Origin of the sequence: Nonomuraea sp. NPDC050310 (assembly GCF_040655795.1) — a bacterium.
Taxonomy (GTDB): domain Bacteria; phylum Actinomycetota; class Actinomycetes; order Streptosporangiales; family Streptosporangiaceae; genus Nonomuraea.
In genome coordinates this window covers 106,697-129,652 of record NZ_JBFAKP010000025.1, presented here as the reverse complement: position 1 = coordinate 129,652, position 22,956 = coordinate 106,697, and the positions used below count along the sequence as shown (strand labels likewise).

Annotated in this window: 24 protein-coding genes; 13 read left to right on the top strand and 11 right to left on the bottom strand. The window is 71.3% G+C overall.

What is annotated here, in order from left to right:
• Positions 1–66: 66 nt before the first annotated feature.
• From AB0I67_RS37425 to AB0I67_RS37415, 3 genes are all read left to right on the top strand, one after another.
• Positions 67–2,736 carry a LuxR family transcriptional regulator gene (locus tag AB0I67_RS37425; protein WP_357934022.1) on the top strand — a complete coding sequence of 890 codons (2,670 nt, stop codon included), beginning with the start codon at positions 67–69 and terminating at the stop codon, positions 2,734–2,736.
• 80 nt (positions 2,737–2,816) lie between these two features.
• A complete protein-coding gene (locus AB0I67_RS37420) occupies positions 2,817–3,242 on the top strand; it encodes an Ohr family peroxiredoxin (RefSeq protein WP_357934019.1) in 426 nt (141 codons plus the stop codon).
• Between the two features lie 123 nt (positions 3,243–3,365).
• Positions 3,366–3,920, top strand: a complete 555-nt coding sequence (locus AB0I67_RS37415) for a CGNR zinc finger domain-containing protein (protein WP_357934016.1) — start codon at positions 3,366–3,368, stop codon at positions 3,918–3,920.
• A gap of 18 nt (positions 3,921–3,938) precedes the next feature.
• Here AB0I67_RS37415 and AB0I67_RS37410 read toward each other — a convergent pair whose 3' ends face one another.
• From AB0I67_RS37410 to AB0I67_RS37400, 3 genes are all read right to left on the bottom strand, one after another.
• Positions 3,939–4,973, bottom strand: coding sequence for an alpha/beta hydrolase (locus AB0I67_RS37410; RefSeq protein WP_357934013.1), 1,035 nt, complete (start codon positions 4,971–4,973; stop codon positions 3,939–3,941).
• Positions 4,974–5,043: 70 nt separating this feature from the next.
• Entirely contained in the window at positions 5,044–5,598 is a 555-nt protein-coding gene (locus AB0I67_RS37405) for a DUF308 domain-containing protein (RefSeq protein WP_357934010.1), read from the bottom strand.
• 13 nt (positions 5,599–5,611) lie between these two features.
• Positions 5,612–7,222, bottom strand: a complete 1,611-nt coding sequence (locus AB0I67_RS37400; protein ID WP_357934009.1) for a DUF6351 family protein — start codon at positions 7,220–7,222, stop codon at positions 5,612–5,614.
• A gap of 489 nt (positions 7,223–7,711) precedes the next feature.
• On the opposite strand from AB0I67_RS37400, the gene AB0I67_RS37395 reads away from it, so the two are divergent.
• From AB0I67_RS37395 to AB0I67_RS37385, 3 genes are all read left to right on the top strand, one after another.
• Positions 7,712–9,319 carry an ABC-F family ATP-binding cassette domain-containing protein gene (locus AB0I67_RS37395; protein ID WP_357934006.1) on the top strand — a complete coding sequence of 536 codons (1,608 nt, stop codon included), beginning with the start codon at positions 7,712–7,714 and terminating at the stop codon, positions 9,317–9,319.
• A gap of 100 nt (positions 9,320–9,419) precedes the next feature.
• Positions 9,420–10,151 (top strand): molybdopterin-dependent oxidoreductase, encoded by a 732-nt coding sequence (locus AB0I67_RS37390; protein WP_357934003.1) that lies wholly within the window; start codon positions 9,420–9,422, stop codon positions 10,149–10,151.
• The gene (locus AB0I67_RS37385) at positions 10,117–10,767 is read left to right on the top strand and encodes a cytochrome b/b6 domain-containing protein (protein WP_357934000.1); all 651 of its coding nucleotides are present in this window, start codon (positions 10,117–10,119) and stop codon (positions 10,765–10,767) included. Before AB0I67_RS37390 ends, AB0I67_RS37385 begins: the two co-directional genes overlap by 35 nt.
• 16 nt (positions 10,768–10,783) lie before the next feature.
• On the opposite strand, the gene AB0I67_RS37380 is transcribed toward AB0I67_RS37385, so the two are convergent.
• From AB0I67_RS37380 to AB0I67_RS37365, 4 genes are all read right to left on the bottom strand, one after another.
• On the bottom strand, positions 10,784–11,365 hold the full coding sequence (locus AB0I67_RS37380; RefSeq protein WP_357933997.1) for a GNAT family N-acetyltransferase: 582 nt from the start codon (positions 11,363–11,365) through the stop codon (positions 10,784–10,786).
• Between the two features lie 59 nt (positions 11,366–11,424).
• Complete coding sequence (locus AB0I67_RS37375) at positions 11,425–12,009, bottom strand: hypothetical protein (protein WP_357933994.1); 585 nt, start codon at positions 12,007–12,009, stop codon at positions 11,425–11,427.
• A gap of 213 nt (positions 12,010–12,222) precedes the next feature.
• Positions 12,223–13,449 (bottom strand): DUF6596 domain-containing protein, encoded by a 1,227-nt coding sequence (locus AB0I67_RS37370; protein ID WP_357933992.1) that lies wholly within the window; start codon positions 13,447–13,449, stop codon positions 12,223–12,225.
• Positions 13,449–13,826 (bottom strand): YciI family protein, encoded by a 378-nt coding sequence (locus AB0I67_RS37365; protein ID WP_357933989.1) that lies wholly within the window; start codon positions 13,824–13,826, stop codon positions 13,449–13,451. Before AB0I67_RS37365 ends, AB0I67_RS37370 begins: the two co-directional genes overlap by 1 nt.
• Before the next feature lie 158 nt (positions 13,827–13,984).
• Here AB0I67_RS37365 and AB0I67_RS37360 point away from each other — a divergent pair, with 158 nt between their 5' ends.
• From AB0I67_RS37360 to AB0I67_RS37340, 5 genes are all read left to right on the top strand, one after another.
• A complete protein-coding gene (locus AB0I67_RS37360) occupies positions 13,985–14,353 on the top strand; it encodes a metalloregulator ArsR/SmtB family transcription factor (RefSeq protein WP_357933986.1) in 369 nt (122 codons plus the stop codon).
• Positions 14,350–14,856 carry an SRPBCC family protein gene (locus tag AB0I67_RS37355; protein WP_357933983.1) on the top strand — a complete coding sequence of 169 codons (507 nt, stop codon included), beginning with the start codon at positions 14,350–14,352 and terminating at the stop codon, positions 14,854–14,856. The genes AB0I67_RS37360 and AB0I67_RS37355 overlap by 4 nt, the downstream gene beginning before the upstream one ends.
• 274 nt (positions 14,857–15,130) lie before the next feature.
• Entirely contained in the window at positions 15,131–15,967 is an 837-nt protein-coding gene (locus AB0I67_RS37350) for a peptidoglycan-binding protein (RefSeq protein WP_357933980.1), read from the top strand.
• A 62-nt stretch (positions 15,968–16,029) separates the two neighbouring features.
• Positions 16,030–16,920: a peptidase inhibitor family I36 protein gene (locus tag AB0I67_RS37345; RefSeq protein WP_357933977.1), complete on the top strand. Its 891-nt coding sequence runs from the start codon at positions 16,030–16,032 to the stop codon at positions 16,918–16,920.
• A 30-nt stretch (positions 16,921–16,950) separates the two neighbouring features.
• Positions 16,951–17,907: a SpoIID/LytB domain-containing protein gene (locus AB0I67_RS37340; RefSeq protein ID WP_357933974.1), complete on the top strand. Its 957-nt coding sequence runs from the start codon at positions 16,951–16,953 to the stop codon at positions 17,905–17,907.
• Positions 17,908–17,955: 48 nt separating this feature from the next.
• Here AB0I67_RS37340 and AB0I67_RS37335 read toward each other — a convergent pair whose 3' ends face one another.
• Positions 17,956–18,957, bottom strand: a complete 1,002-nt coding sequence (locus AB0I67_RS37335; protein ID WP_357933971.1) for an NBR1-Ig-like domain-containing protein — start codon at positions 18,955–18,957, stop codon at positions 17,956–17,958.
• A 69-nt stretch (positions 18,958–19,026) separates the two neighbouring features.
• Positions 19,027–19,671 carry a dihydrofolate reductase family protein gene (locus AB0I67_RS37330; RefSeq protein ID WP_357933968.1) on the bottom strand — a complete coding sequence of 215 codons (645 nt, stop codon included), beginning with the start codon at positions 19,669–19,671 and terminating at the stop codon, positions 19,027–19,029.
• 20 nt (positions 19,672–19,691) lie between these two features.
• Between AB0I67_RS37330 and AB0I67_RS37325 the strand changes: the two genes are divergently transcribed.
• Complete coding sequence (locus AB0I67_RS37325; protein ID WP_357933965.1) at positions 19,692–20,243, top strand: class I SAM-dependent methyltransferase; 552 nt, start codon at positions 19,692–19,694, stop codon at positions 20,241–20,243.
• Between the two features lie 54 nt (positions 20,244–20,297).
• Here AB0I67_RS37325 and AB0I67_RS37320 read toward each other — a convergent pair whose 3' ends face one another.
• The gene (locus tag AB0I67_RS37320) at positions 20,298–20,696 is read right to left on the bottom strand and encodes a MerR family transcriptional regulator (protein WP_357933963.1); all 399 of its coding nucleotides are present in this window, start codon (positions 20,694–20,696) and stop codon (positions 20,298–20,300) included.
• An 812-nt stretch (positions 20,697–21,508) separates the two neighbouring features.
• Here AB0I67_RS37320 and AB0I67_RS37315 point away from each other — a divergent pair.
• Positions 21,509–22,573, top strand: coding sequence for a magnesium and cobalt transport protein CorA (locus AB0I67_RS37315; RefSeq protein ID WP_357934050.1), 1,065 nt, complete (start codon positions 21,509–21,511; stop codon positions 22,571–22,573).
• A 16-nt stretch (positions 22,574–22,589) separates the two neighbouring features.
• On the opposite strand, the gene AB0I67_RS37310 is transcribed toward AB0I67_RS37315, so the two are convergent.
• Positions 22,590–22,937 (bottom strand): transcriptional regulator, encoded by a 348-nt coding sequence (locus tag AB0I67_RS37310; RefSeq protein ID WP_357933960.1) that lies wholly within the window; start codon positions 22,935–22,937, stop codon positions 22,590–22,592.
• Positions 22,938–22,956 lie beyond the last annotated feature (19 nt).

The following is a 22,956-nucleotide window of genomic DNA, read 5'->3' as shown; positions in this document are numbered from 1 at the left end:
TCGCGATCGCCGGCCCGGCGAAGCTGTCCGTCAGGCATGCCGTGGCGGAGGGCGGGGGTCGGCGAAGTGATCATCGGCAGGGATCGTGAGCGGGGGAGGATCTCCGGTCTGGTGGAGTCGCCCGCCGGCCAGGTTCTCGTCGTGCGGGGAGAGGCCGGAGTCGGCAAGAGCGCGCTGCTCGAGGAGGCGGCGGAGCTGGCCATCCGGGACGGCCACCTGGTGAGCCGGATCACCGGCGTCGAGGCCGAGTCGCAACTGCCCTATTCCGGGCTGCACCAGTTGCTCTACCAGTTGCTCCCGCTGAACGACGAGGTCCGCACGGTGCTCGACGTGATCACCGGGCGGCGGCCCGACGACCCGCCCTCGGTGATGAGGCTCGGCATCGCGGTGCTCGAACTGCTGTCGGACCTCGCCGCGCGGCGGGCGCTGCTGGTGATCGTCGACGACGGCCAGTGGCTCGACGACTCCAGCGCCGACGTCTTCGGCTTCGTCGGGCGCCGGATCGGCGGCGTCCCGGTGAAGCTGCTGGTCGCCGTCCGGGAGGAGGTCGCGTCCCGGTTCGACGGCGCGGTGCTGCCCGAGATGCCGGTCGGCCCGCTGACCGACGAGGACGCGGGACGCCTGCTCGACCACCACCACCCGGCCCTGGACGCGCGAGTGCGCCAATGGGTGCTCGACCAGGCCCTCGGCATCCCCCTGGCACTGCTGGAACTACCGTCCCAGGCCGGCGACGCGGGACTGCCACGCAGGCTTCACCACCTGTACGGCTCCCGCATCGCCGCGCTCAGCGGCCCGGCCCGGGCGGAGCTGCTGATGGGCGCGCTCGACGGCGTCGGCACCCGGCCGGGCGACGGCGGGCCCAAGCCGCGCCACCGGATGCGGAACGTCGACGAGGCGGTGGCGTGCGGCCTGCTGAACGCCGAGCCGATCACCGGCGACATCACCTTCCGGCACCCGCTGGTCCGGTCGAGCGTCGTGCAGATGGCCACCCCCGAGGAGTGCCGGGCGGCGCATCGCGCGCTCGCCGACGTCCACCGCGACGACCTCGAACGGCGGGCGATGCACCTGGCCGCGTCCCAGGTCGCACCTGATGAGGAGGTCGCCGAGGCGTTGGAGGCCGCCGCCGACTCGGCCGTCCGCCGGGGCGGCGCCATCACCGCCGTCGGCTGGCTGACCCGGGCCGCCGAGCTGAGCGAGGACGCCGCCGAACGGGCCCGGCGGCTCAGCTACGTGACGTTCCTGTCCGGATACGCGGCCCGGTCCGACAGCGCGCCTTTCCCGGTCCTTCTCACCTCCGGCCCTGACGCCACGGTCAACGCCATCCACCAGGCGTTCTTCGAGGACGGCGACGTGCGCTCGGCCCACCGGCAGGTGCTGGCGGCGCTCGACGGCCTGGACGGCGAGCCCACGGAGACCCTCACCCGGTTGCAGGTCCTGCTGCTCGCCATCAGCCAGTACGCCGCCGATCCCGTGCTGTGGAACGAGACTCATGAACGGCTGGCCGCCCTCGGCGACCTCGTCACCGAGCAGACGCGGCTCTACAGCCACACCTGGAGCGACGTGGTCCTGCACGGGCGCGGCTGGGCCGGTCCTCTGGAGCGGGCCGCGGCGAACCTGCGCGACCGGGAGCCCTGGGACGTCACCCGCCTGGCCACCGCGGCCTACCACCTCGACCTCGTCAGCCAGTACCGGCCGCATCTGGAACGGGTGGTGGACCGTGAACTGGCCACCGGCGCCGTGTTCAGCGGGATGCTCATGCTGCAGATGATCATGCTCGACCAGATGGGCTCCGGTGAGTGGGACGCCGCGGTCCGGACCGGGGAACGGGCCCTGGCCCTGCAGATCGAGCACGGCCGGCACCTGCTCGCCCACCAGACGCGCGCCTACCTGGCGCAGCTCGCGGCGTGGCGCGGCCAGGTCCCCCGGGCCCTCGAACTGCGGGCGGAGATCGACGCCTGGGCCAGGCCGCGCGGGGTCGGCTACGTGACCGACCTGACCGACTCCATCGCCACGACGGCCGCGTTGAGCGCGGGCGACTTCGAGGCCGCCTACCAGCACGCCGCCCGCATCACGACGCCCGGCACGTTCCGCCCCTACTGCGGTGCGGCGTCGCGGACCCTCCTCGACCTCGTCGAGGCGGCCCTGCACACCGGCCGCGCCGAGCCGGCCCGCCGCCACGCCCTCGCCGCCCGCGACGCCGGCTTCCTCGACCTTTCCCCGCGTCTGGCCCTGACCTGCTACGGGGCGCTGGCGATGACCGCGACCTCCGATGGGGAGGCCGCCGAGATGTTCGCGAACGCCGCCTCTCATCCGGCGGCTGCCCGGTTCCCGTTCGAGCTGGCGCGGATCCAGCTCGCGCACGGAGCCCGCCTGCGGCACGCCCGCCAGCGCACTGCCGCCCGGCCGCTCCTGGCCCAGGCCACCGAGACCTTCGAACGGCTCGGCGCCGCAGCCTGGGCCGAGCGGGCGGGCGCGGAGTTGCGGAGCGACGGGGCGGCGCCGCTGGTCGCCACGCCGCACCTGTCGCTGACCTGGCAGGAGCGGCGCATCGCGGAGCTGGCCGCCAGCGGCCTCACCAACAAGGAGATCGGCGCGCGGCTGCGGCTGTCTCCCCGGACCGTCAGCTCCCACCTGTACCGGATCTTCCCCAAGCTGGGCGTGACCACCCGGGCCGCCCTCCGGGACGCCATGAACCGCCCCGACCCCGAGCATCTGGAGAGGACGTCACCGGTTTGACGGGTGACGCTAATGCTGGCAGCATCGTCACCAGTTGAACCGGTGACGCCAACCGAGGCGCACCCAGGGAAGGAATCGCCATGGCTGCCAGCTACACCGCCGTCGTCACCGTCACCGGAGAGGGCCGCAACGGCGGTCGCGTCTCGGCCCACGACGGGCTGCTCGAGACCGGCCTCGCCATCCCCAAGGAGTTCGGCGGAGCCGGGGACGCCACCAACCCCGAGCAGTTGTTCGCCGCCGGCTGGGGCGCCTGCTTCCTCGGCGCGGTGCGCAGGGCCGCGGCCGAGCGCAAGGTACGGCTCGCCACCACGAGCATCACCGTCGAGGCGACCCTGAACCACGGCGACGACGGCGAGTTCGGCCTCGCCGCCGTGCTCAACCTCGAACTGGGCGGCGTGGACCAGCAGACCGCCGAGGAGCTCGGCGCCGCCGCCCACCAGATCTGCCCCTACTCCAAGGCCACCCGCGGCAACATCCCGGTCACCGTCGTGGCGACCGCCGTCTGAAAGGACCAGCTCATGAAGGTGCTGTCAGTGGTCGTGCTCGTGCTGGCCGTCGCCCTGGCCTGCTTCGCCCAGGTCTGGTGAGGACGGATTGCCCGCCTCGGAGTCACCCGTCAAACTGGTGACGTGAAACATGTGTTCCTGTGCGGCGACCCCGCGCTAGACCTCGCCTGCACGCTTCGTGCCCGCCGTACGCAGCGGGTCGAAACGCTCGACGCCCCCGACCGGCTCGACGCCTGGTTCCTGGAGTCGGGTGTCGTGGACGCCATCTCCCCCTCCGGGGAGGCGGACCTCGTTCAGGCGGTGGCCGTCCGTGAGGCCATCTACGCGCTGGTCACCGCCCGGGTCGCCGATGCGGGCTACGACGACGACGCGCTCGCCCTGGTGAACGCGACGGCCCGCAAGCCCCCGGCCGAACCCCAGCTCACCGCCGAGGGCCGGTGGGTCGAGGCGACCCCCGAACAGGCGCTGTCCACCGTGGCCCGGCACGCCATCGAACTGCTCAGCGGGCCGGACGTGCCGCTGATGAAGGAGTGCGCCAACCCCGAGTGCACCAAGATCTTCATCGACCGGTCGCGTGGCGGGCGCCGGGAGTGGTGCGGCATGGAGTCGTGCGGCAACAAGGTCAAGGCGGCGGCCTACCGCGCGCGGAAGAAGGAGGCCCGGGCGGCCACGCCGTAGCCGCCCGCCGGGTCCGGGTCAGAAGTGGTCCACGTCGACCACGGCCTGGGCGAAGGCCGTGGGCGCCTCCTGCGGCAGGTTGTGGCCGATGCCGGGCAGGAGGCGGTGCGCGTACGGCCCGGTGAACATGCCGCGGTAGGCCGAGCCGTCGCCCGGCGGCGCGGTGAAGGGGTCGCGCTCGGCGTCGAGGGTGATGGTCGGCACCTTGATCACCGGCCGGGCCGCGAGCCGCCGCTCCAGAGCGTCGTACCGGCGTTCCCCGTCCGCCAGGCTCAGCCGCCAGCGGTAGTTGTGGATCACGATGGCGGCGTAGTCGGGGTTGTCGAAGGCGGCGGCCGTGCGCTCGAAGGTGGCGTCGTCGAAGGTCCACGTCGGGGAGACGGTGTCCCAGACCAGCCGGTTCAAGGCGTTCCGCCGGTCCCTGTCCTCCATGGCCAGCCGGCCCCGCTCGGTCGCGAAGTAGTACTGGTACCACCACGCGTACTCCGCCTTCGGCGGCAGCGGCGAGAGGTTGGCCTCCAGGTTCGTGATGAGGTAGCCGCTCACCGACACCAGCGCCTTGCACCGCTCGGGCCAGAGCGCGGCGATGATGCCGGCGGTGCGCGAGCCCCAGTCGAAGCCGGCCAGCACCGCCTTGTCGATCTTGAGCGCGTCCATCAGGGCGATGATGTCGAGCGCGATCGCCGACTGCTGGGCGTTGCGGAACGTCCTCGACGACAGGAACCGCGTCGTGCCGTGACCACGCAGATACGGCACGATCACCCGATACCCCTGCGCCGCCAGCAGCGGGGCCACGTCGACGAAGCTATGGATGTCGTACGGCCAGCCGTGCAGGCAGACGACCACGGGACCGTGAGCGGGACCAGCTTCGGCGTATCCCACCTCCAGCACCCCCGCCCTGATCCGCTTGAGCGAAGGGAAGGAGCCGGGCGTCACCGGCCCGCGCGTGCCGGCGGTCGCGGCGGGCAGCTCCGTCAGGCCCGCCAGGGAAGCGAGACCCATGCTGGCGGTGGTCAGGCCGAGAGCCTTGCCGAAGGTACGCCTGTTCATCATGTCGAGTCCTCCAAGAAGGGGTGGTGACGGCCCGGCGGCCCCGCCTGCGACGGGGCCACCGGGTGCCGGGTCAGCGCTGGACGGCCCGCGGCTGGGCCCGGCGGGCGCGCCAGGCCAGCAGCGCGGCCTGGGCGAGGAAGAACACGCCGCCGCCGGTGGCGTACACCGACAGCACGTCGAGCGCCGGATTGCCGTCCAGGGCCTGGAAGTTGTAGAAAATGCCCACGAGGAAGGACAGGCCGCCCGCGATCAGCATCGGCCACTGCTGGCCGAGCTCCGGGCCGCGCCGGCGCAGGCCGACCAGCACCTGGGCCGCTCCGGACACGACGGCCCAGGCGCCGAAGACGTGCAGCACCGCCGCCGCCCCGCCGAACCCCGCGACGCCGACGGCCACGGCCGCCAGGGTGCTGAGCACGCCGTTGAACTGGGTGACCCGGCGCTCCGACCGGTCAGGGTTGCTGCGCAGGTCGATCAGCGAGGACACCGCGTCGATCAGCGGATAGCCGACCAGCAGGGCGATCGCCACCGCGTCCAGTTCGGCGTGCGCCGAGGCGAACGCGGCGGCCCACGCCACGGCGAGCAGGCCGCGGCCCAGGTAGAGCTTGATCAGGGAAGAGATGTTCATGTCGGTGGGCCTTTCAAGCCGCGCGCTTGGTGGTGCAGTAGTGGCTGGCCGCGTCGGCCGGGTCGCCGTGGCCGGCGTACCGGGAGACGGCCGGATACAGGCACAGGTTTCGGGTGACCGTCCTGCCGGAGGAGTCCGTGATGGCGGCGCTCAGCGTCCGCGGGGCCGTGCCCTGCTCGACCCAGGCGGTCAGCGCGCCCAGGGGGTCGGTGGGCACGGGGCCGGTGCTCGCGGGGGTGCCGCAGTGGTCGGCGCCCGGCGCGAGGAACACGCGGTAGAAGTCGTCGACCCGGTGCGAACCGCCCATGGCCGCCGCGACCCGCTCCCGGTAGTTCACCGTGCCCTGGGTGGGGATGAGCTGGTCGGCCTGGCCGTGCCAGGTGAGCAGCTTGCCCCCGGCGGCGCGGAACGCCGACAGGTCCGGGTCGTCGCTGCCGATGACCTGGTCGTACTCGGCCTGGGACTGGGCGAACAGCTTGGCGAAGTCGGCGTAGGTGATCGTGGTGAGGTCGAAGGCGGGCTGGCGCTTCAGCCAGGTCGCGACCCAGGCGGCCGGGACCGGTGAGGGTGCGCCCACCCGGGTGCCGTCGGGGCCGGGCTGGGTGCCGGCGAGGTCGAAGGCGGCGCCGATCGGCACGCCGTACCAGAGCTTGCGGCCGGACGGCGTGCGCGGGCCGTCCCAGATCTTGCGGACCACCCTGGCGTCGGCCGCGGTGATGGTCTCCTGCCCGTTCTCGCAGGCGACCGTCTTGCCGATGAGGGTGCGCGGGTCGAAGGCGCACCGGGCCGGGTCGCCGATGACCCCGTCGCGGACGCCGTCGAGCGGGTCGCAGGCCTTGACCGCCGCCTGGTTGAAGGCGGCGAGCTCGCAGGCGGCCGGGAAGGTGTTCTCCTCGTTCATCACCACCTGGGGCCACAGGGTGGCGACCTCGAACTCGTCCCAGTTGATGGCGGGCGCGGTGGCGAGGATGCCGTCGTAGTCGCCGGGGTGGCGCTGGGCCTCCATGTAGCCCTGGCGGCCTCCGGTCGAGCAGCCGTTCCAGTAGGAGTAGGAGGCCGGCTTGCCGTACACCTCGGTGATGACCTGCTTGGCGACGACCGTCATCTCGTGCTGGGAGCGGTCGGCGAAGTTCTTCAGCAGCTCGGTGTTCACCTCGCCCGCGCTGGTCAGGGCCCAGGTGGTGTCCAGGTAGGCGCCGACGCCCGCGTCGGTCGTGGCCGCGGCGTACCCGGTCTTGATGGCCCCGGCCAGCGCCGCGCCGTAGTCGCCGGCGGCGTAGGCGCTGCCGCCCAGCGCCTGGAACCGGCCGTTCCAGCCTGTCTCGGGCAGCCAGACCTGCACCTTGGCGTGGTCACCGGCACCGGGATGGGTGAGCATGACCGTCACGGCACAGTGCGCCGGAGCCCCGGGGATCTCCACGCTGGGCAGCGGCGGCACCGGCGGGACGGTCACGGTGCCCGCCTCGCGGTACTGCGTGGTCACCGACTCCACCGTGGTGCCCGCCGGCGCATTCAAGGACACGGACGAGCAGGTGAACGGGGTGGCCGCCGAAGCGCTCACCGGCAGGAAGATCGTCGCCGCCAGCGGCACGGAGGCCGCCAGAGTGGTCAGAACGCGTTTCATGATTCTCCAATGGCTGATGCGGATTCGCAGCGCCCTCATCGTTCGCCCGCGGCCTGCACCGGCACATCAGTCAGTTGACGGTCGGAAACGGCGGCCCACGCTCCCCGGAAAAGCGGCTTCGAGCGTCAAATCGCTCAACGCCACCTGGGCGAGCGTCTTGTACGATGGGAGTCATGGAGATCGAGGTCGACAGAATCTAGCCACCGAACTGCCGGTGGCTTCATCTGCGTGCGGGGCTTGCCCGCACTGGTGAAAGACCGTTCTCTTACGCCGCAGCGTGAGTCCGCCCGTCCCGGGCGTCGACGCCTGCGCGGAACCTACCGGCACGTTCGCGTCGCACCGATCTCGGTCGCGGCTCGTGCCCGCGAACGCGCGTGACTTCTTCGGCTGTTCCATGCCATCTGCGCCGGTCGAAGGGCTCGCCGCGGCTCCGCACCACCTGGGGTCGGTTGTCAGCAGACAGCAGACAGCAGAAAGAGACCATCACCCATGTCCCAGAAGTCCGCCATCACGCTCCGCGACCTCACCTTCGAATGGCCGGACGGCACCGTCGCGCTCTCGAACGTCAACGGCACCTTCAACACCGGCCGCACCGGCCTGGTCGGGCGCAACGGCGCGGGCAAGTCGACGTTGCTCCGGCTGATTGCCGGCCTCCTGCGGCCGACCGCCGGCCAGATCGACGCCGTCGGCGAGGTCGGCTACCTGCCCCAGACGCTCACCCTCCGGCAGGAGACGACGGTCGCCGAACTCCTCGGGATCGACCGGATCCTCGCCGCGATGAAGGCGATCGAGACCGGCGACGTCGACGAGCGCCACTTCGACACGATCGGCGACGACTGGGACATCGAGTCCCGCGCCGACGAGGCCCTGCACCAGATCGGCTTCTCGGCCGCCGACCTCGACCGCCGCGTGGCCGAGGTCTCCGGCGGCGAGGCCATGCTCATCGCCATCACCGGCCTGCGCATCCGCCGTACCCCGATCACCCTGCTCGACGAGCCCACCAACAACCTCGACCGGCGCACCCGCGCCAAGCTCGCCGAGTTCGTCGACCAGTGGCCGGGCACCCTCATCGTGGTCAGCCACGACCTCGACCTGCTGGAGCACATGGACAAGACCACCGAGCTGTACGGCGGCGCACTCGACACCTTCGGCGGCCCCTACAGCGCCTGGAAGAAGCACCAGGAGCAGGAACAGGCCGCGGCGCTCCAGGCCGCCCGGTCGGCCCAGCAGACGCTGAAGGTCGAGAAGCGCCAGCGCATCGAGGCGGAGACCAAGCTCGCGCGCCGCGAGCGTACCGCGAAGAAGACCCAGAAGGACGGCGGCATCCCGAGGATCCTGGCCGGCAACCGGGCGAGCAAGGCCCAGGCCTCCGCGGGCTCGTTGCGTTCCTCCCTCGACGACAAGGTGCACGCGGCCCAGGCCGTGGTCGACGCCGCGGACGCCCGGGTGCGGGACGAGGAGCACATCTCCCTCGTCCTGCCCGATCCCGACGTCCCGCGCGGCCGGCGCCTGGCCGAGCTGCAGGACCAGGACCACACCTTCGTGATCCAGGGGCCGGAGCGGGTCGCGCTCGTCGGGGCGAACGGCACGGGCAAGACGTCCTTCCTCGACCACCTCGTCCGTGGCACGACCCCGCCGCCCGACCGGCCGCACGGGCGGCTGCTGACCGAGCTCGTCGGGTACCTTCCCCAGCGGCTCGACGGGCTCGACGACGAGGCGAGCGCCATGGCGAACGTGCAGGCGGTCGCCCCGGGGACGCCGGCGGGCACGATCCGCAACCAGCTCGCCCGGCTGCTCCTGCGCGGCGACGCCGCCGACCGGCCGGTGCGCACCCTGTCCGGCGGCGAGCGGTTCCGGGTCTCCCTCGCGCGGCTGTTCCTGGCCGAGCCGCCGGCCCAGTTGCTGATCCTCGACGAGCCCACCAACAACCTCGACATCACCAGCGTCGAGCAGCTCGCCGAGGCCCTCGACGCGTATCGCGGGGCGTTGCTCGTGGTCAGCCACGACTTCGCGTTCCTCGCGCGGATCGGCATCGACACCGTCATCGAGCTCGGCGAGGACGGCCGCATGCGGCAACGGCGAGACCTGGATGACTGAGCACGACGATGGCGTCATCTGACGCTAGCTGCGGCGATCCGGACGATTTTACCTTTTGGCGTGCCACGGCGAGCGGCGTGGCACGCCACAAGGAGGACCCATGCACCAAGAACCCAGCGGGACGGAACGCGCCCAGGACCCCAGTCCTGCGGAGAACGGCCCGCCCGTCGCGCGCCGGGTGATGTTGTCGGTGCTCGGCGCGGGTGCCGCCGCCCTCGCCGCCGCACCGCTCCTGCGACGCGGCTGGGACGGGCTGCTCGGCGCCGCCGCCCAGAACGACCCCACCGGGCTGACCGGCCTGCTCCCCGGCACGGACGGCTTCCGCTACTTCAGCGTGGCGGGATCCGTGCCGAGGAGGACCGCGGCCGACTACCGGCTGGAGATCGGCGGGCTAGTCGAGCGCCCGCAGACGTACACGCTGGACGCGTTGCGCGCCCTGCCCCAGACGCGGGTGGTCGGCGAGGCCCGGTGCACGGACGGCTGGCGGGTGCAGGACGTGCCGTTCTCGGGCGTCCTGCTCTCACACCTCCTTGACCTGGCAGGAGTACGCGCCGAGGGCAGGGCGGTCCGCTTCACCTGCTTCGACGGCGTCTACAGCGAGAGCCTCACCCTGGAGCAGGCCCGCCGGGCCGACGTGCTGGTGGCCCTGGACATGCTCGACGCGCCGGTCACCCACGACCACGGCGGCCCGGTGCGGCTCTACGTCGCCCCGATGTACTTCTACAAGTCGGCCAAGTGGTTGTCCGGCATCTCCGTCACCGACAAGGTCGTCCCGGGCTACTGGGAGGAGTACGGCTATGCCATCGACGGCTGGCTCGACCCCTCGGCCTGACGGCCCCCTTCCGCGGTTCAGCTGGGCGGAGCGCCTGGTCCACCGGGTCACCGCCGGCCTCCTGCTGCTGTGCGCGGGCACGGCGGCCTGCCTGTACCTCCCGCCGCTGGCCCAGCTCGTCGGCCGTCGCCACCTGATGGTCGTCGTGCACGAGTGGTCCGGGCTCCTGCTGCCCGTGCCCGTCCTGCTGGGCCTCACCTCGCGGGTCTTCCGCGCCGACCTCCGCCGGCTCAACCGGTTCGCGCCCTACGACCGGCAGTGGCTGCGTGCCGTACGGCGGGGCACCCCGGGCCCGCGCCCGGCCGGCAAGTTCAACGCCGGGCAGAAGCTCTACGCCGGCTGGATCGCCGGAGCCGTGCCGATCATGCTGGCCACCGGCCTGCTGATGTGGTTCACCGGGCTCCTGCCGGTGATCCCCCGGGCGAGCGCGCTCTTCGTGCACGACCTCACGGCCCTGGCGATCGCGATCGTCGTCCTCGGGCACCTCCGCCTGGCCTACCGCGACCCCGAGGCCCGGCGCGGAATGCGCACGGGGGTGGTGACGCGCGCGTGGGCCAAGAGGAACCATCCGCAATGGGTGGAAGAGCTGACCCATGTTCGTGAAGACCGCCGATGACGCGCCGCCTCGGCCGCTACCAGAGCTTGTCGATCAGGCCCGGGTGGAGCTGGATCCGGGCGTCGTGGAACGAGGTGCGGTGCCGGCGGCTCGTGGCGCTGAAGAAGCCGGCCATGGTGACCTTGTCGAAGCCGGGTTGATCGCTGGGGAAGGGCTCGTCAGGGGTTCCTCCGATCAGGACCGTCCCCGGCAGCAGCTCCCATCCGCCGCTCTCGTAGAAGGCCTGCAGCGGACGATCGCAGGTGAACAAGCCGATGTCATGGCCGGCCTCGGCCATCGCGGTGCGGGCGGCGCTGATCAGGGTGCGGCCGTGGCCTTGGCCGCGTGCGGAGTTCCGGGTCACCACGGTGCTCAGCCCGGCTGCGCGGTATCGCCGGCCACGGTGCTCGATCTCTTTGGCGAGGATGTCCAGGGCGGCCAGCACGACGCCCTGGTCGACCAGCAGCATGGACTGCGGAGACAGGTCTGGATCGTGGTTGGGCTCGCTGCCGCCGGGATCGGGGAAGGGAGAGGACGGCCAGGCGTCCCGCTGCAGCTCCCGGACCTGGGCGAGCAACGCGGCGGGGGTGGCCGGCTCGGGAAAGGACACGACATGCACGGGTCGAGTCTGCCTGAACGGAGCGCTGAGGTCGCGGCGGGCCTGGGCAGGGGGTGGTCTCAGGACCTTGCGTCGCGGCTGCGCTTCAGGGAGAGGGCGCCCAGGGTGTTCAGGCCGCCGCCCCAGACCAGCAGGACCACGAGCCACTGCGCCCAGATCACCGGGCTCGTCTGCTCGGACAGCAGGCTCTGGACGACGGCGTACGGGGTGAGCCAGGGCCGGGCGGGTTGGAGGGGTTCGATGCTGCCCAGCAGCCACCACAGGCCCATCGGCAGGACGATGGTGCCGATGCTGGCGATCAGCGGGGAGCGCAGGAGCAGGGCCAGCCCGGTGCCGACCGACTGGGCGACGATCTGGACCAGCACGCCGCCGACGGCGACGGTTCCGGCGTTCTGCCACGGGTCCGCATGAGCGGAGGCCACCGCGAGGGCGACGGCGCTCACCAGGCTGCCGAAGATCCCGACAGCGGCGGCCATGAGCGCCGACGCCAGCAACGTGGGGAGGAGGCGGGCGGTGCGCGCGGTTTTCCACAGGTCGGCGGCGAGCAGTGCGCTGAGGAAGGGCACGGTCACCGACATGAGGCTCTGGACTGCCTCGGCGAGGGTCGCGTACGTCAGTTCGGCCGGAGGAACGGTGGCGGACACGCCTATGGCTGCCAGAAGGCCCAGTAGCGGTGTGAGTGCGAGGAGCCATTTGCGGGGGCGGGTCCCGGTCAAGCGCTGAAGTGCGGCGCCGGTCGCTGTTTGTGAAGTGGCGTGCGCGGCCTCAGGGTGCACCGAGTGGCTCCTCTCGATGGGTCCGTCTTCGCAGTCCGTTCCTCCGTCATCATCTCCCGCGCGAGCCGAGAGGGGAATCGGTCAGCCGGGCAGGGCCGCCTTGCGGAGCAGGACCGAGCGTTCGTGGGGGTTGGAGCAGAGGCGAGCGGCCAACTCCAGTTCGGCGCGGGCTTCGGCCGGCCGGCCGAGGCGGGTGAGGAGTTCGCCGCGGACGGTGGGGAGCAGGTGGGAGCCGGACAGGCGGCTCGAGGCGGCCAGGGCGTCCACGATGGCCAGGGCCGGGGCGGGGCCGGAGGCCATGGCGACGGCGACGGCGCGGTTGAGGTCGACGACCGGCGAGGGCGCGACCCGGCCCAGGGCCTCGTAGAGCACCACGATCCGGTCCCAGTCGGTCGCCTCGACCGAGGGAGCGGCGGCGTGGGTGGCGGCGATGGCGGCTTGCAGGCCGTACGGGCCGAGGCCACGGGCGGAGGCCTTGGCCAGGGCGGTGAGGCCGCGGTGGATGGCGGAGAAGTCCCACAGGCGGCGGTCCTGGTCCTCCAGCAGGACGGGTGAGCCGTCGGGGGCGGTCCGGGCGGGGAAGCGGGCGGCGGTGAGCTCGCACAACGCCAGGAGGCCGTGCACTTCGGGCTCGTCCGGTTGCAGCGCGGCCAGCGTGCGGGCCAGCCGGATGGCCTCGTAGGCGAGGTCGGGGCGGAGCAGCCGGTCGCCCGATGTGGCCGTCGAGCCCTCGGTGAAGATCACGTAGAGGACGCTGAGCACGCCGCCCAGCCGCTCGTGGCGCTCGGCGGCGGGCGGGAGCTCGAACGGCACGGCGGCCGCCGCGATGGTCTTCTTGCCCCGGGTGATGCGGGCCTGGATGGTCGGCACGGGGACGAGGAACGCGCGGGCGATCTCTTCGGTGGACAGGCCGCCGACCACGCGCAGGGTGAGCGCGACCCGGGACTCGGTGGAGAGCACCGGGTGGCAACTGATGAACATCAGCGCCAGCAGGTCGTCGTCGATCCGGTCGGGGTCGGGTGCTTCGGCGGCCGGGGAGTCTGTTGTCAGATCGGCCGCCAGCAGGGCGTATCGGGTGGTCAGGGCGGTACGGCGGCGGATGGTGTCGATGGCCCGGCGCCGGGCCGTGCTCATCAGCCAGCCGGCCGGGTTCGTGGGCGGGGACTGCGGCCAGGACACCAGGGCCTCGGCCACCGCTTCCTGGGCCGCGTCCTCGGCCAGGCCGAAATCGCCGGTGAACCGGGTCAGCGCGGCGATGATCCGCGCTGACTCGATCCGCCAGACGGCCTCGACGTCGGCTGCGCTCATCAGTGTCCCTGGACGGAGGGCGGGACCTCGTCGCTGCCGGGCACCCGCCGTACCTCGATCTTGGATCCGGGGGCGGCGGGAACCCGCTTGGCCCACTCGACCGCCTCCTGCTGGGAAGCCACGTCGAGCAGGAAGAAGCCGCCGAACAGCTCCTTGGTCTCGCCGTACGGTCCGTCCGTGACCACCGGGGCCTCGCCGCTGAAGTCGACCACGACGCCCTTGGCCGGGTCGTCGAGCCCTTCCGCGGCGAGCAGGACGCCGGCCTTCAGCATGTCCTCGATGAACTCGCCGGTCCTGGCCATCAGCGTGTCGATGTCGGCCATCAGGGCCGCGTTCGACTCGTCGGTACCGCGCATGATCAGCAGGTACTTCGCCATCGTCTTCTCCTCGTACGGCGGGCCGCCTCTCGGCCCTTTGTACCCACACGTCGAACGGGCGGCCGGCGGATCGACATCATCCTCAAGATTAACGAGCATGTTACGCGATCAAGCGCTCTGCCTTGTGAACGCGTAACCCATAGGCTACGTTTCGAGCTGTGGACGACGTAGCGAGCGCGATCGCCGACCCGGTACGCCGGGAGATCCTCGCCATGCTGCACAGATCCCCCCGGACCGCGGGCCAGATCGCCGAGCACTTCACCATCAGCCGCCCCGCGGTGAGCCGCCATCTTCGCGTGCTGCGCGAGTGCGGTCTGGTCCGCGACGAGCCGGCCGGCAGGAACCGCATCTACGTCCTCACCCCCGGACCGCTCGCCGACCTGGCCGAGTGGCTGGGCCGGTTCGCCCGGCCGCTGGGCCTGGAGCAGCGCCTCGACGCCCTGGAGACCGAGGTGTACCGCCTTCGCCGCGAGCGGCGCACGAGCCGGACGACCGCACCCGACCTCCGAGAGGAAGGCACGGCATGACTCGCAAGCCTGCCGCCGAACTGTTCCGCAGCACCGAAGGGATCAAGCTCCTCCTGACCCGCACCTTCCGGGCCCCGGCGGAGGACGTGTGGGAGTGCATCACCGAGCCGGAACGTACGGCCCGCTGGTACGGGCCGTGGGAGGGAGACGCCGGGCTCGGGAAGACGATCAAGGTCAAGCTGGTCTTCGAGGAGGGCGAGCCGTGGGCCGACCTGCTCATCGAGCGGTGTGAGCCGCCGCACCGCCTCGACCTGGCCATGGTCGACGAGATGATGACGTGGCGGCTGCGGCTGTCCCTCACCGAGTCGGACGGCGTGACCGAGCTCCGCTTCGTCCAGGACTTCGACACCGAGGACGGCATCGCGGAGATCGGTCCCGGGTGGGAGTGGTACCTCGACAAGCTGGGCGCCGCGATCGAGGGCGGGCCCCAGCCGGTGTTCGAGGACTACTTCCCGGCGATGAAGCCGTACTACGAGCAGCTCCGCCCGCAGACCGGCGCGTAGCCGGCGGGCGGCCTGAGTTCCCGGCCGCCCCTCTTTCCCAGTGACCGCCCCCGGCGTACGGCGGTGGTGGGTTGACGCCCCGCGCCCCATCACCGCCGCCCGGTGAGGCTTCGCCGTACGGACTGCTCCCGGCGCTGTCAGAGTCGCGCCCACGTGTACGGAAGTGCCTGTCAGACAGGCTGACAACACCCAAATCCTTGCGGACATCCGCGCAACCCGAAACCTTGGTTCTCGCTGCACCGAACCCGCTCGATGCCTGCGACCAGGAGAAACGATGAAGCTGCCCACGTACGCCGCCACCCTGACGGGTGCAGTCCTGCTCGCCTCTCTGCTGGGGGCGGCCGGGAGCGCGGCGGCGGCCGGGGCGCTTCCGGCGGTGAGCATGGCGGCCACCGTGAAGGCCGCGCAGATCGACCCGCGACGCTCGGACAGCACGCTGACGCCGGGCGCCAAGGCGAGCGTGCTGCTGGTCGAGCGGGCGCTGCGCGACCGGCGGCTGCTGGACGCCAAGTGGGTGGACGGCTACTTCGGCACCACGACGGTCACCGCCTACGCGAAGTACCAGAAGTCGCTCGGCCTCACCGGTCTGGACGCCAACGGGCTGCCGGGCCGGGCGTCGCTCAGCAAGCTCGGCGCCGGGCGCTTCACGGTCACCGACGTGGTCGAGGTGGGCGGCCGGGTGCCGATGGACGGCTACGTCGTCAACGCCCGCACCAAGGCCATGCTGATCGAGGCGGAACGGTTGTTCGGCCGCGATTTCAAGCTGGACCAGGGCTCGTACAACCCCGGCGGCGACCCCACGTCGGTGGGCACGCACGACGGCGGCGGCGCGATCGACATCTCGGTGCAGGGCATGGACCCCGCCACGCGCACCGCCGGCGTCCGCGCGCTGCGGATGGTCGGCTTCGCCGCCTGGCTGCGTAATCCGCAGCAGGACGACTGGCCCTGGCACATCCACGCCGTGGCGCTGAACGACCCCAGCCTGTCCACGCAGGCGCAGCGCCAGGCCGGTGACTACTACCTCGGCCTCAACGGGCTGGCCAGCCGCGGCCCGGACGACGGCCCCAAGGTCGCCATCCGCACCTGGGAGGAGTACCGGCGCGGTCGCTGACCCCCACCTCGCACCATCCCACGCTTCCCCGAACTGGCTCCCCAAAGCTCAAGGAGAACACCATGAGAATGCGTACCAGGATCTTCACCGCGGCCTCCGCCGCCCTGGCCCTCGGCGGAGCGGTCCTCGGCGCCGCCTCGCCGGCCTCGGCCGCGAACCGCGACGGTGTCTGTGACCCGGGTGAGTTCTGCTACTACTTCAACAGCAACAACCAGGGTTCGGTGTCTGACTTCACCGGGTCGATCGCGGATTATGCGACGACGCAGCCGACGTGTTACGACTTCAAGGGTCCGGGCGCGGGCAAGGGTCAGTGCATCAAGAACTCGGCGGCTTCGGTGTGGAACCGCAGCAGCAAGACGGTGCGGGTGTACTTCAACACCGGTCACGCGGGCAGTTACCAGGACTTCGGTGCGGGCGCGAGGGGCAACCTGAACTCGACGCTGAAGAACCAGAACGCCTCGCACCAGTTCGCCCCGTCGTCCTCGGCGCGCACCAACATGTCGTTCTCCCTGTACACCGCCGCCGGCCGGATCAGCTGCGGCTTCGACGGCTACACCAGCACCCCCGGCCGCCACGAGGGCATCGACATCGTCCGCGGCGTCGGCTCCAGCGTGCACGCCCTGGTCGGCGGCGAGCTGATCAACCTGCAGCACGGCGCCACCGGCCGGGCCGGGCTGTCCACGATCTCGATCTACAACGCCTCGCTCGACAAGACGATCATCTACCTGCACTCCGCGCCGCTGACCTCGCTGCGCGTCGGCCAGCAGATCGCCAGGGGCCAGACCATCGCCACCGAGTCCTGGCGCGGGGTGTCCACCAAGGCCTCGGCGCACACCCACGTCGAGATGCGCCCCGGACGGCAGTTGCGCGCGGCCAAGAGCGTCGGCGACTCGCACCTGCAGAACCCGAACCCGACCGCGTTCTGGAACTCCCAGGGCTACCACGTCCGCTGACGCCCGAAGCTCTGAGGAGGGAGAACGACTGTGTTCCAACGAACTGTACGGCTGAGCACCCGGCTCGCCTCGGTGACCGCCGCCGCGCTGGTCCTGGGCGGAACGGCCTTCGGCGGCGCCTCGCCGGCCTCGGCCGCGAACCGGGACGGTGTCTGTGACCCGGGTGAGTTCTGCTACTACTTCAACAGCAACAACCAGGGTTCGGTTTCTGACTTCACCGGGTCGATCGCGGATTATGCGACGACGCAGCCGACGTGTTACGACTTCAAGGGTCCTGGCGCCGGTAAGGGTCAGTGCATCAAGAACTCGGCGGCTTCGGTGTGGAACCGCAGCAGCAAGACGGTGCGGGTGTACTTCAACACCGGTCACGCGGGCAGCTACCAGGACTTCGGTGCGGGCGCGAGGGGCAATCTGAACTCCACCCTGAAGAACCAGAACGCCTCGCACCAGTTCGTGACGTCCGGGACGACGCCCACCGGCTGCAAGACCGACGGCACGGACTCCAAGCTCCCGACGACGATCCTCGTCTACCGCAAGTCCCTCAACCGGGTCGAGCGCGTCGACTTCAAGACCTACGTCAAGAACGTGCTGCCCAACGAGTGGATCTCGAGCTGGCCGGCCGAGTCGCTCAAGGCCGGGGCGCTCGCGGTCAAGAACTTCGGCTGGTACTGGGCGCTGCACTCCAACAAGAAGACCCCGAGCGGCCAGTGCTTCGACGTCTACGACCACACGTCGAGCCAGGTCTACAAGCCCGGCAGCGCCAAGGCCGTGACGAACGCCGCGGTCGACGCCACCTGGAACATCCGGCTGACCCGCGGCGGCAAGATCTTCCGCGCCCAGTACTGCGCGACCACGACGGCGTGCGGCAACTGGACCAACGGTGACTGGATGTCGCAGAACGGCTCACGCGACAAGGCCAGGGCCGGATGGAGCTACTCCAGCATCCTGCGGCACTACTACACCGGGATCGCCCTCAGCTCGTTCTGAGGCCCCGCCACCCTGTTCCCCGCCCGTGCTCGCACGTGGCGGGGAACGTCATTCCCCGACGATGATCTGGAAGTTGATCGGCCGGTTGCCGGGGAACACGACCGCTCCCGTCGAGTCGACCATCTTGAACCGCACGTAGCACAGGCCGGGCTTGCGGGGCGTGGTGATGTCGGTCCGGATGTCGACCGTCTCGCCCGGCTGGGTGTCCGCGATCGGCACCTCGGGGATGGTCTGGCACTGGTCGGCCTGCTGGGCCGCGTCGAGGCGGCGGAGCGCGTAGCCCTTCCACGGCACCGAGCCGGCGTTCTTGAGCTGCCACACCTTGGTCATGGTCTGGCCGGCGCCGACGCGGGTGCAGTCGGGGAGGGTGACGTCCTGGATGAACTGGGCCGCGTCGCCCTTGTGCAGCGGGGCGGCGGCCGGGGGGTTGGTGGGCGGGACCGGGCATTCGGCGGGGGACAGGGCGGCGGTCGACGGGCCGGCCGCCGGGGGCTGGCCGCCGCCTTCGGAACCGCCGCCGCCGCGATCGACGACCGCCACCAGCAGGGCCGCCGCCCCGATGACCCCGGCGCCCGCCACCAGCACCAGCGGGCGGAACCGCCGTGAGCCCCCCGCCTGCGGCCCATCCGCTGGTCCATAGGGGGGAGAGGGGTGCTCCGACGGGGTGGTGGGCGGTACGGCGGGCGTATCCACGGCGAGTGGTACGGCAGGCGCCTCCACGGCGACCTGCCCTCCGCCGGAGCTCTCCGCCGAGGCGCCGGCGCGCACCGGCACCTCCTCGGCGCCGCCCACCCGGATCGCCCGGTTGGCCGCCTCCCAGCGCTCGCGATACAGGGCCGGATCCGCCCCGCACGCCTTGACGAACTCGACGGTGGTCTCCCAGCTCGGAAGCCGGTTGCCCTTGGTGGCTTCGTGCAACGTCGTGTGGGAGATCGCCCCTGAGCGGCCGGACATTTCCCGGAAAGGTGGGTTGCCGACCGCGTTGCGCAGTTCCCGGAGGATCGCCGCGAAGTGCTCGATCGCCTCCGCCCGTGCACGTCTGTCGTCCACCGTGCGAAGCTAACAGCACCCACTGTCCGCTCTCAACTCAAACGAGCAAGGACGTCACACCGCCCGCGGTCAACGTCTCCAGAACAGCAGGTGGGTGATCCCGCTCGGGCTCGGGATCTCTTCCAGGTGGAACCGGTCGAGCAACTCCGCGGGGCTCTCCCACAAGCGCTCGCCCCGGCCCAGGTCGACGGGTGCGACGGCGATGTGCAGCGTGTCGACCAGATCGGCCTCCAGGAAGGCGCGCAGGGTGGCGACGCCGCCGCCGAGCCGTACGTCCTTGCCGCCGGCGGCCTCCTTGGCGCGGGCCAGCGCCTCGGCCGGGGTCGCGTCGAGGAAGTGGAAGGTGGTGTCGGCCAGGGTGAAGGACGGCCGGGGGTGGTGGGTGAGCACGAAGACCGGGGTGTGGAACGGGGGAGTGTCGCCCCACCACCCCTGCCACTCGTAGTTCTCCCAGGGCCCGCGCTGGGGGCCGAACTTGTTGCGTCCCATGATCTCCGCGCCGATGTTGTTCTGGTGGTCGCGGGTCATGTAGTCGTCCAGGCCGCGCGTGCCGCCCGGCTCGGTGCGGTTCACCCAGCTCGCGGTGGCGCCCGCCCAGGACGCGAGGTCCGCGGGGTCGGCGTGGCCGAACGGCCGTTCCAGGCTCTGCCCCTCACCGGCGCCGAACCCGTCGCGCGACACACAGAAACACTGCACTCGCACCAACTGCGACATGAGTCCTCCACTGTCTTCCCGTGGAGCGCCCGGGCTGGGCGCCCCTGTCGGAAGGTGGTCGAAGCTGCGGCGCGGTTCTTGCCTCCCGAACGGCAAAAAGATGGAGCCACGGACGCCCTGTGGGGGGAGGCGTACCCGCCGCCGCCCTGCGAGCGCGCAAGTCGGGCGCACCTGGCAGTCCGCGGACGCGAACGAGCTGCCCTTCGGCGACGGCTCCTTCGACGCGGTCACGCGGCTACCTGCTGCGCGACGTGCGGAGCGCCGAGCGGGTGCTGGCCGAGCAGTACCGGGTGCTGAAGCCGGGCGGCCGGCTGGTCCTGCTGGAGACCTGCCCGCCCCGTGGCCTGCTCCGCCACCCGGTGGGGCTGGGCGTGCGGATCCTGATCCCGCTGCTCGGGCAGGTGGTCACGGGCGACCGCGAGTCCTACTCCTACCTGCGGCGCTCCACGCTGGGCTTCATGACCCGGCAGGAGGTCGCCACGATCCTCCGGCGGCTCGGGTTCGCGGCCGTCCGGTGGAAGAAGCGCTTCCTCGGCACCCACATGATCATCGCCGCGCGGAAGCCACGATGATCACCCCGATGAGTTCCTGTCGACCCCGGCGGGCGGCTGCCGGGGTGCAGGGGGTCAGTCGCGCCGGCGCAGCTCCTCGTTGATGCGCAACGCCTCGGCGAGTTGGTCCTCGAGGATGATGATGCGGCAGGCCGCCTCCAGCGCGGTGCCGGCGTCGACGAGTTCGCGGGCGCGGGCGGCCAGGCGGAGCTGGTAGCGGGAGAAGCGGCGGTGACCGCCCTCGGAGCGCAGTGGTTCGATCAGCTTGGCGGCGCCGAGGCTGCGCAGGAACGCCGGGGTGACCCCGAGGATCTCCGCGGCGCGGCCCATGCTGTAGGCGGGATAGTCCTCGTCGTCGAGCCGTTGCTCGGGACTGGCGGAGGCGTCCGGCCGGCCGGGCTCGGCGCCGTTGGTGGCTTCGGGGTGGTGGTGTGGGTTTCGCGTGGGTTGCGACACCTGGCGTGTTTGTTCCATACAGCCTTCCTGAACGCGAACAGGGGCCCCGGCGCATTCCCGCGCCGGGGCCCGAATGAGGTTTAACACCATCGACCGATCTTGCGACCGGTCACTTGTTCCGCATGAGCCGCCTGGTGGGGCGGGGATGCGGGGATCGCGTAAGCGTGACCGTAGACCACCGTCCTGTTCGTGGAGCTGCGGTACCCGTGCGGCGATGTTCAGCCGGCGACGGGCGATCCTGATGGCGTTCAACACTCCTTTCCGGTGTTACTGCGTCGTCGGCGGATGCCGACCTCTTGCTACGGCAGCGCGTCCACCGCCACGACCCACTTCCACTGCGCCGGCCGCGGCAGTCCGACCTTCTGCCTTCTTTCCCTTACCTTCGTCTTTGTCCTGCTGTCCACGTCCGTCCGGGCAGTTCGTCGTGGTGCTCGTGAAGCGCTGCCCTCGTGGATCCCTCCCTTGCTATGCCAGAGACATTACCCCCGGGTGAGGCGAATGTCTACTGTGGCGACGACAGATTTTCTCTCCCGAGGGAGTAAAGGACGCGCCTGCGGCACGGTGTGGGGGATGTGCGGTATGTTCGGGAGGTTCTTCCGGGAAGCGCCGTGACCGGCCCGAGGGCGAGGAGGTGAGGCTGCGTGAGCAGTCAACCTCCTAGTGAGCCCCGCTGACTCCCCTTTCCCCCTGCTTCCGCCGTCCGCAGTCGCGTGCCCTGGCACGGGCGTGGGCGGTGTCCGGAGGACGTCATGATGATGGCTGACTGGCGGGCGCGTGTCCGGCGTCCCGCCCGCCGTACGAACACCGAGGGCCCACCCCCTGAGCAGTCCATGGATCCGCGCGGGATCCAGCCCGCCGGCCCGGCCGCGGGGAAGGTGATCGACGCCGCCCTGTACCGGGACGGCCGGCGCCTGGAAGGCCCGACCGGGCCGGCCGACCTCCGCGCCCGGCTGCGCGGGCGGCCCGGGACGATGGGCTGGATCGGGCTCTACCAGCCCGACGAGGCGCACCTCACCGCGCTCGGCGAGGAGTTCGGGCTGCACGAGCTGGCGGTCGAGGACGCGGTCGTCGCCCACCAGCGGCCCAAGCTCGAACGCTACGGCGAGACGCTCTTCGTCGTGCTGCGCGCCGCGCGCTACGACGACGCGGCCGAGGAGGTGGAGTTCGGCGAGATCCACCTGTTCGTCGGCCCCGACTTCGTGCTGACCGTCCGGCACGGCAACGCGCCCCCGCTGCATGCGGTGCGCGAGCGGCTGGAAAGCGACCCCGACCTGCTGGCCCGCGGTCCGGAGGCGGTGCTGTACGCCGTGCTGGACCACGTCGTCGACGGCTACGCGCCGGTGGTCGCGGGGCTGCAGAACGACATCGACGAGATCGAGACACAGGTGTTCGGCGGCGATCCCGGCGTCTCCCGGCGTATCTACGAGCTGTCGCGCGAGGTCATCGAGTTTCAGCGGGCCACCCGCCCGCTGCTCACCATCCTGGACAGCCTGACCTCCGGCTTCGTCAAGTACGCCACCCAGGAGGAGCTGCAGCGGTACCTGCGCGACGTGGCCGACCACGCCACCACCGTGGCCGAGCGGGTCGACGGCCTGCGCCAGATGCTGACCGACATCCTGGCGGTCAACGCCACCTTGGTCACCCAGGCGCAGAACGAGGAGATCAAGCACATGACGCAGGCCAGCCTCGCCCAGAACGAGGAGATCAAGAAGATCTCCTCGTGGGCGGCGATCCTGTTCGCCCCGACGCTGATCGGGACGGTCTACGGCATGAACTTCGAGGCGCCCGGCATGCCGGAACTGCGCTGGGCCTACGGCTACCCCTTCGCGCTGGGCCTGATGCTGCTGACCTGCGCCACCCTGTACCTGATCTTCAAGCGGCGCGACTGGCTCTGACCCCGGCGGGCGCCGCTCAACTGGCGGTGCCCTCGGTGATCCTCCGGAGGGTGGCGGTGTACTCGCGGAAGGCGGTACGGCCCGCGTCGGTCAGCGACAGCCAGGTGCGCGGGCGCTTGCCGACGAAGCCCTTGGTCGCCTCCACGTACCCCGCCTTCTCCAGCGTGGTGATGTGCTTGGACAGCAGCGAGTCGCTGACCTCGATCGTGTCCCTCAGGTAGCCGAACTCGGCGGTGTCCGCCGCCGCGAGCATCGCCATGATGGACAGCCGTACCGGGGCGTGGATGATCTCGTCGAGGGCGTGACGTGGGTGGCTTGCGAGCACCCAGCCGGGGCCGGCGGGCTCGCGCGGGTGCGGGAACATCGCGTAGAGCGCCGCGAGC

Coding starts and splice junctions, on each gene's coding strand:
- AB0I67_RS37420 (WP_357934019.1), top strand. CDS start 2,817: ATGGCTGCCAGCTACACCGCCGTCGTCACCGTCACCGGAGAGGGCCGC.
- AB0I67_RS37410 (WP_357934013.1), bottom strand. CDS start 4,973: ATGATGAACAGGCGTACCTTCGGCAAGGCTCTCGGCCTGACCACCGCC.
- AB0I67_RS37405 (WP_357934010.1), bottom strand. CDS start 5,598: ATGAACATCTCTTCCCTGATCAAGCTCTACCTGGGCCGCGGCCTGCTC.
- AB0I67_RS37400 (WP_357934009.1), bottom strand. CDS start 7,222: ATGAAACGCGTTCTGACCACTCTGGCGGCCTCCGTGCCGCTGGCGGCG.
- AB0I67_RS37395 (WP_357934006.1), top strand. CDS start 7,712: ATGTCCCAGAAGTCCGCCATCACGCTCCGCGACCTCACCTTCGAATGG.
- AB0I67_RS37390 (WP_357934003.1), top strand. CDS start 9,420: ATGCACCAAGAACCCAGCGGGACGGAACGCGCCCAGGACCCCAGTCCT.
- AB0I67_RS37385 (WP_357934000.1), top strand. CDS start 10,117: ATGCCATCGACGGCTGGCTCGACCCCTCGGCCTGACGGCCCCCTTCCG.
- AB0I67_RS37370 (WP_357933992.1), bottom strand. CDS start 13,449: ATGAGCGCAGCCGACGTCGAGGCCGTCTGGCGGATCGAGTCAGCGCGG.
- AB0I67_RS37365 (WP_357933989.1), bottom strand. CDS start 13,826: ATGGCGAAGTACCTGCTGATCATGCGCGGTACCGACGAGTCGAACGCG.
- AB0I67_RS37355 (WP_357933983.1), top strand. CDS start 14,350: ATGACTCGCAAGCCTGCCGCCGAACTGTTCCGCAGCACCGAAGGGATC.
- AB0I67_RS37350 (WP_357933980.1), top strand. CDS start 15,131: ATGAAGCTGCCCACGTACGCCGCCACCCTGACGGGTGCAGTCCTGCTC.
- AB0I67_RS37345 (WP_357933977.1), top strand. CDS start 16,030: ATGAGAATGCGTACCAGGATCTTCACCGCGGCCTCCGCCGCCCTGGCC.
- AB0I67_RS37330 (WP_357933968.1), bottom strand. CDS start 19,671: ATGTCGCAGTTGGTGCGAGTGCAGTGTTTCTGTGTGTCGCGCGACGGG.
- AB0I67_RS37320 (WP_357933963.1), bottom strand. CDS start 20,696: ATGGAACAAACACGCCAGGTGTCGCAACCCACGCGAAACCCACACCAC.
- AB0I67_RS37315 (WP_357934050.1), top strand. CDS start 21,509: ATGGATCCGCGCGGGATCCAGCCCGCCGGCCCGGCCGCGGGGAAGGTG.
- AB0I67_RS37310 (WP_357933960.1), bottom strand. CDS start 22,937: ATGTTCCCGCACCCGCGCGAGCCCGCCGGCCCCGGCTGGGTGCTCGCA.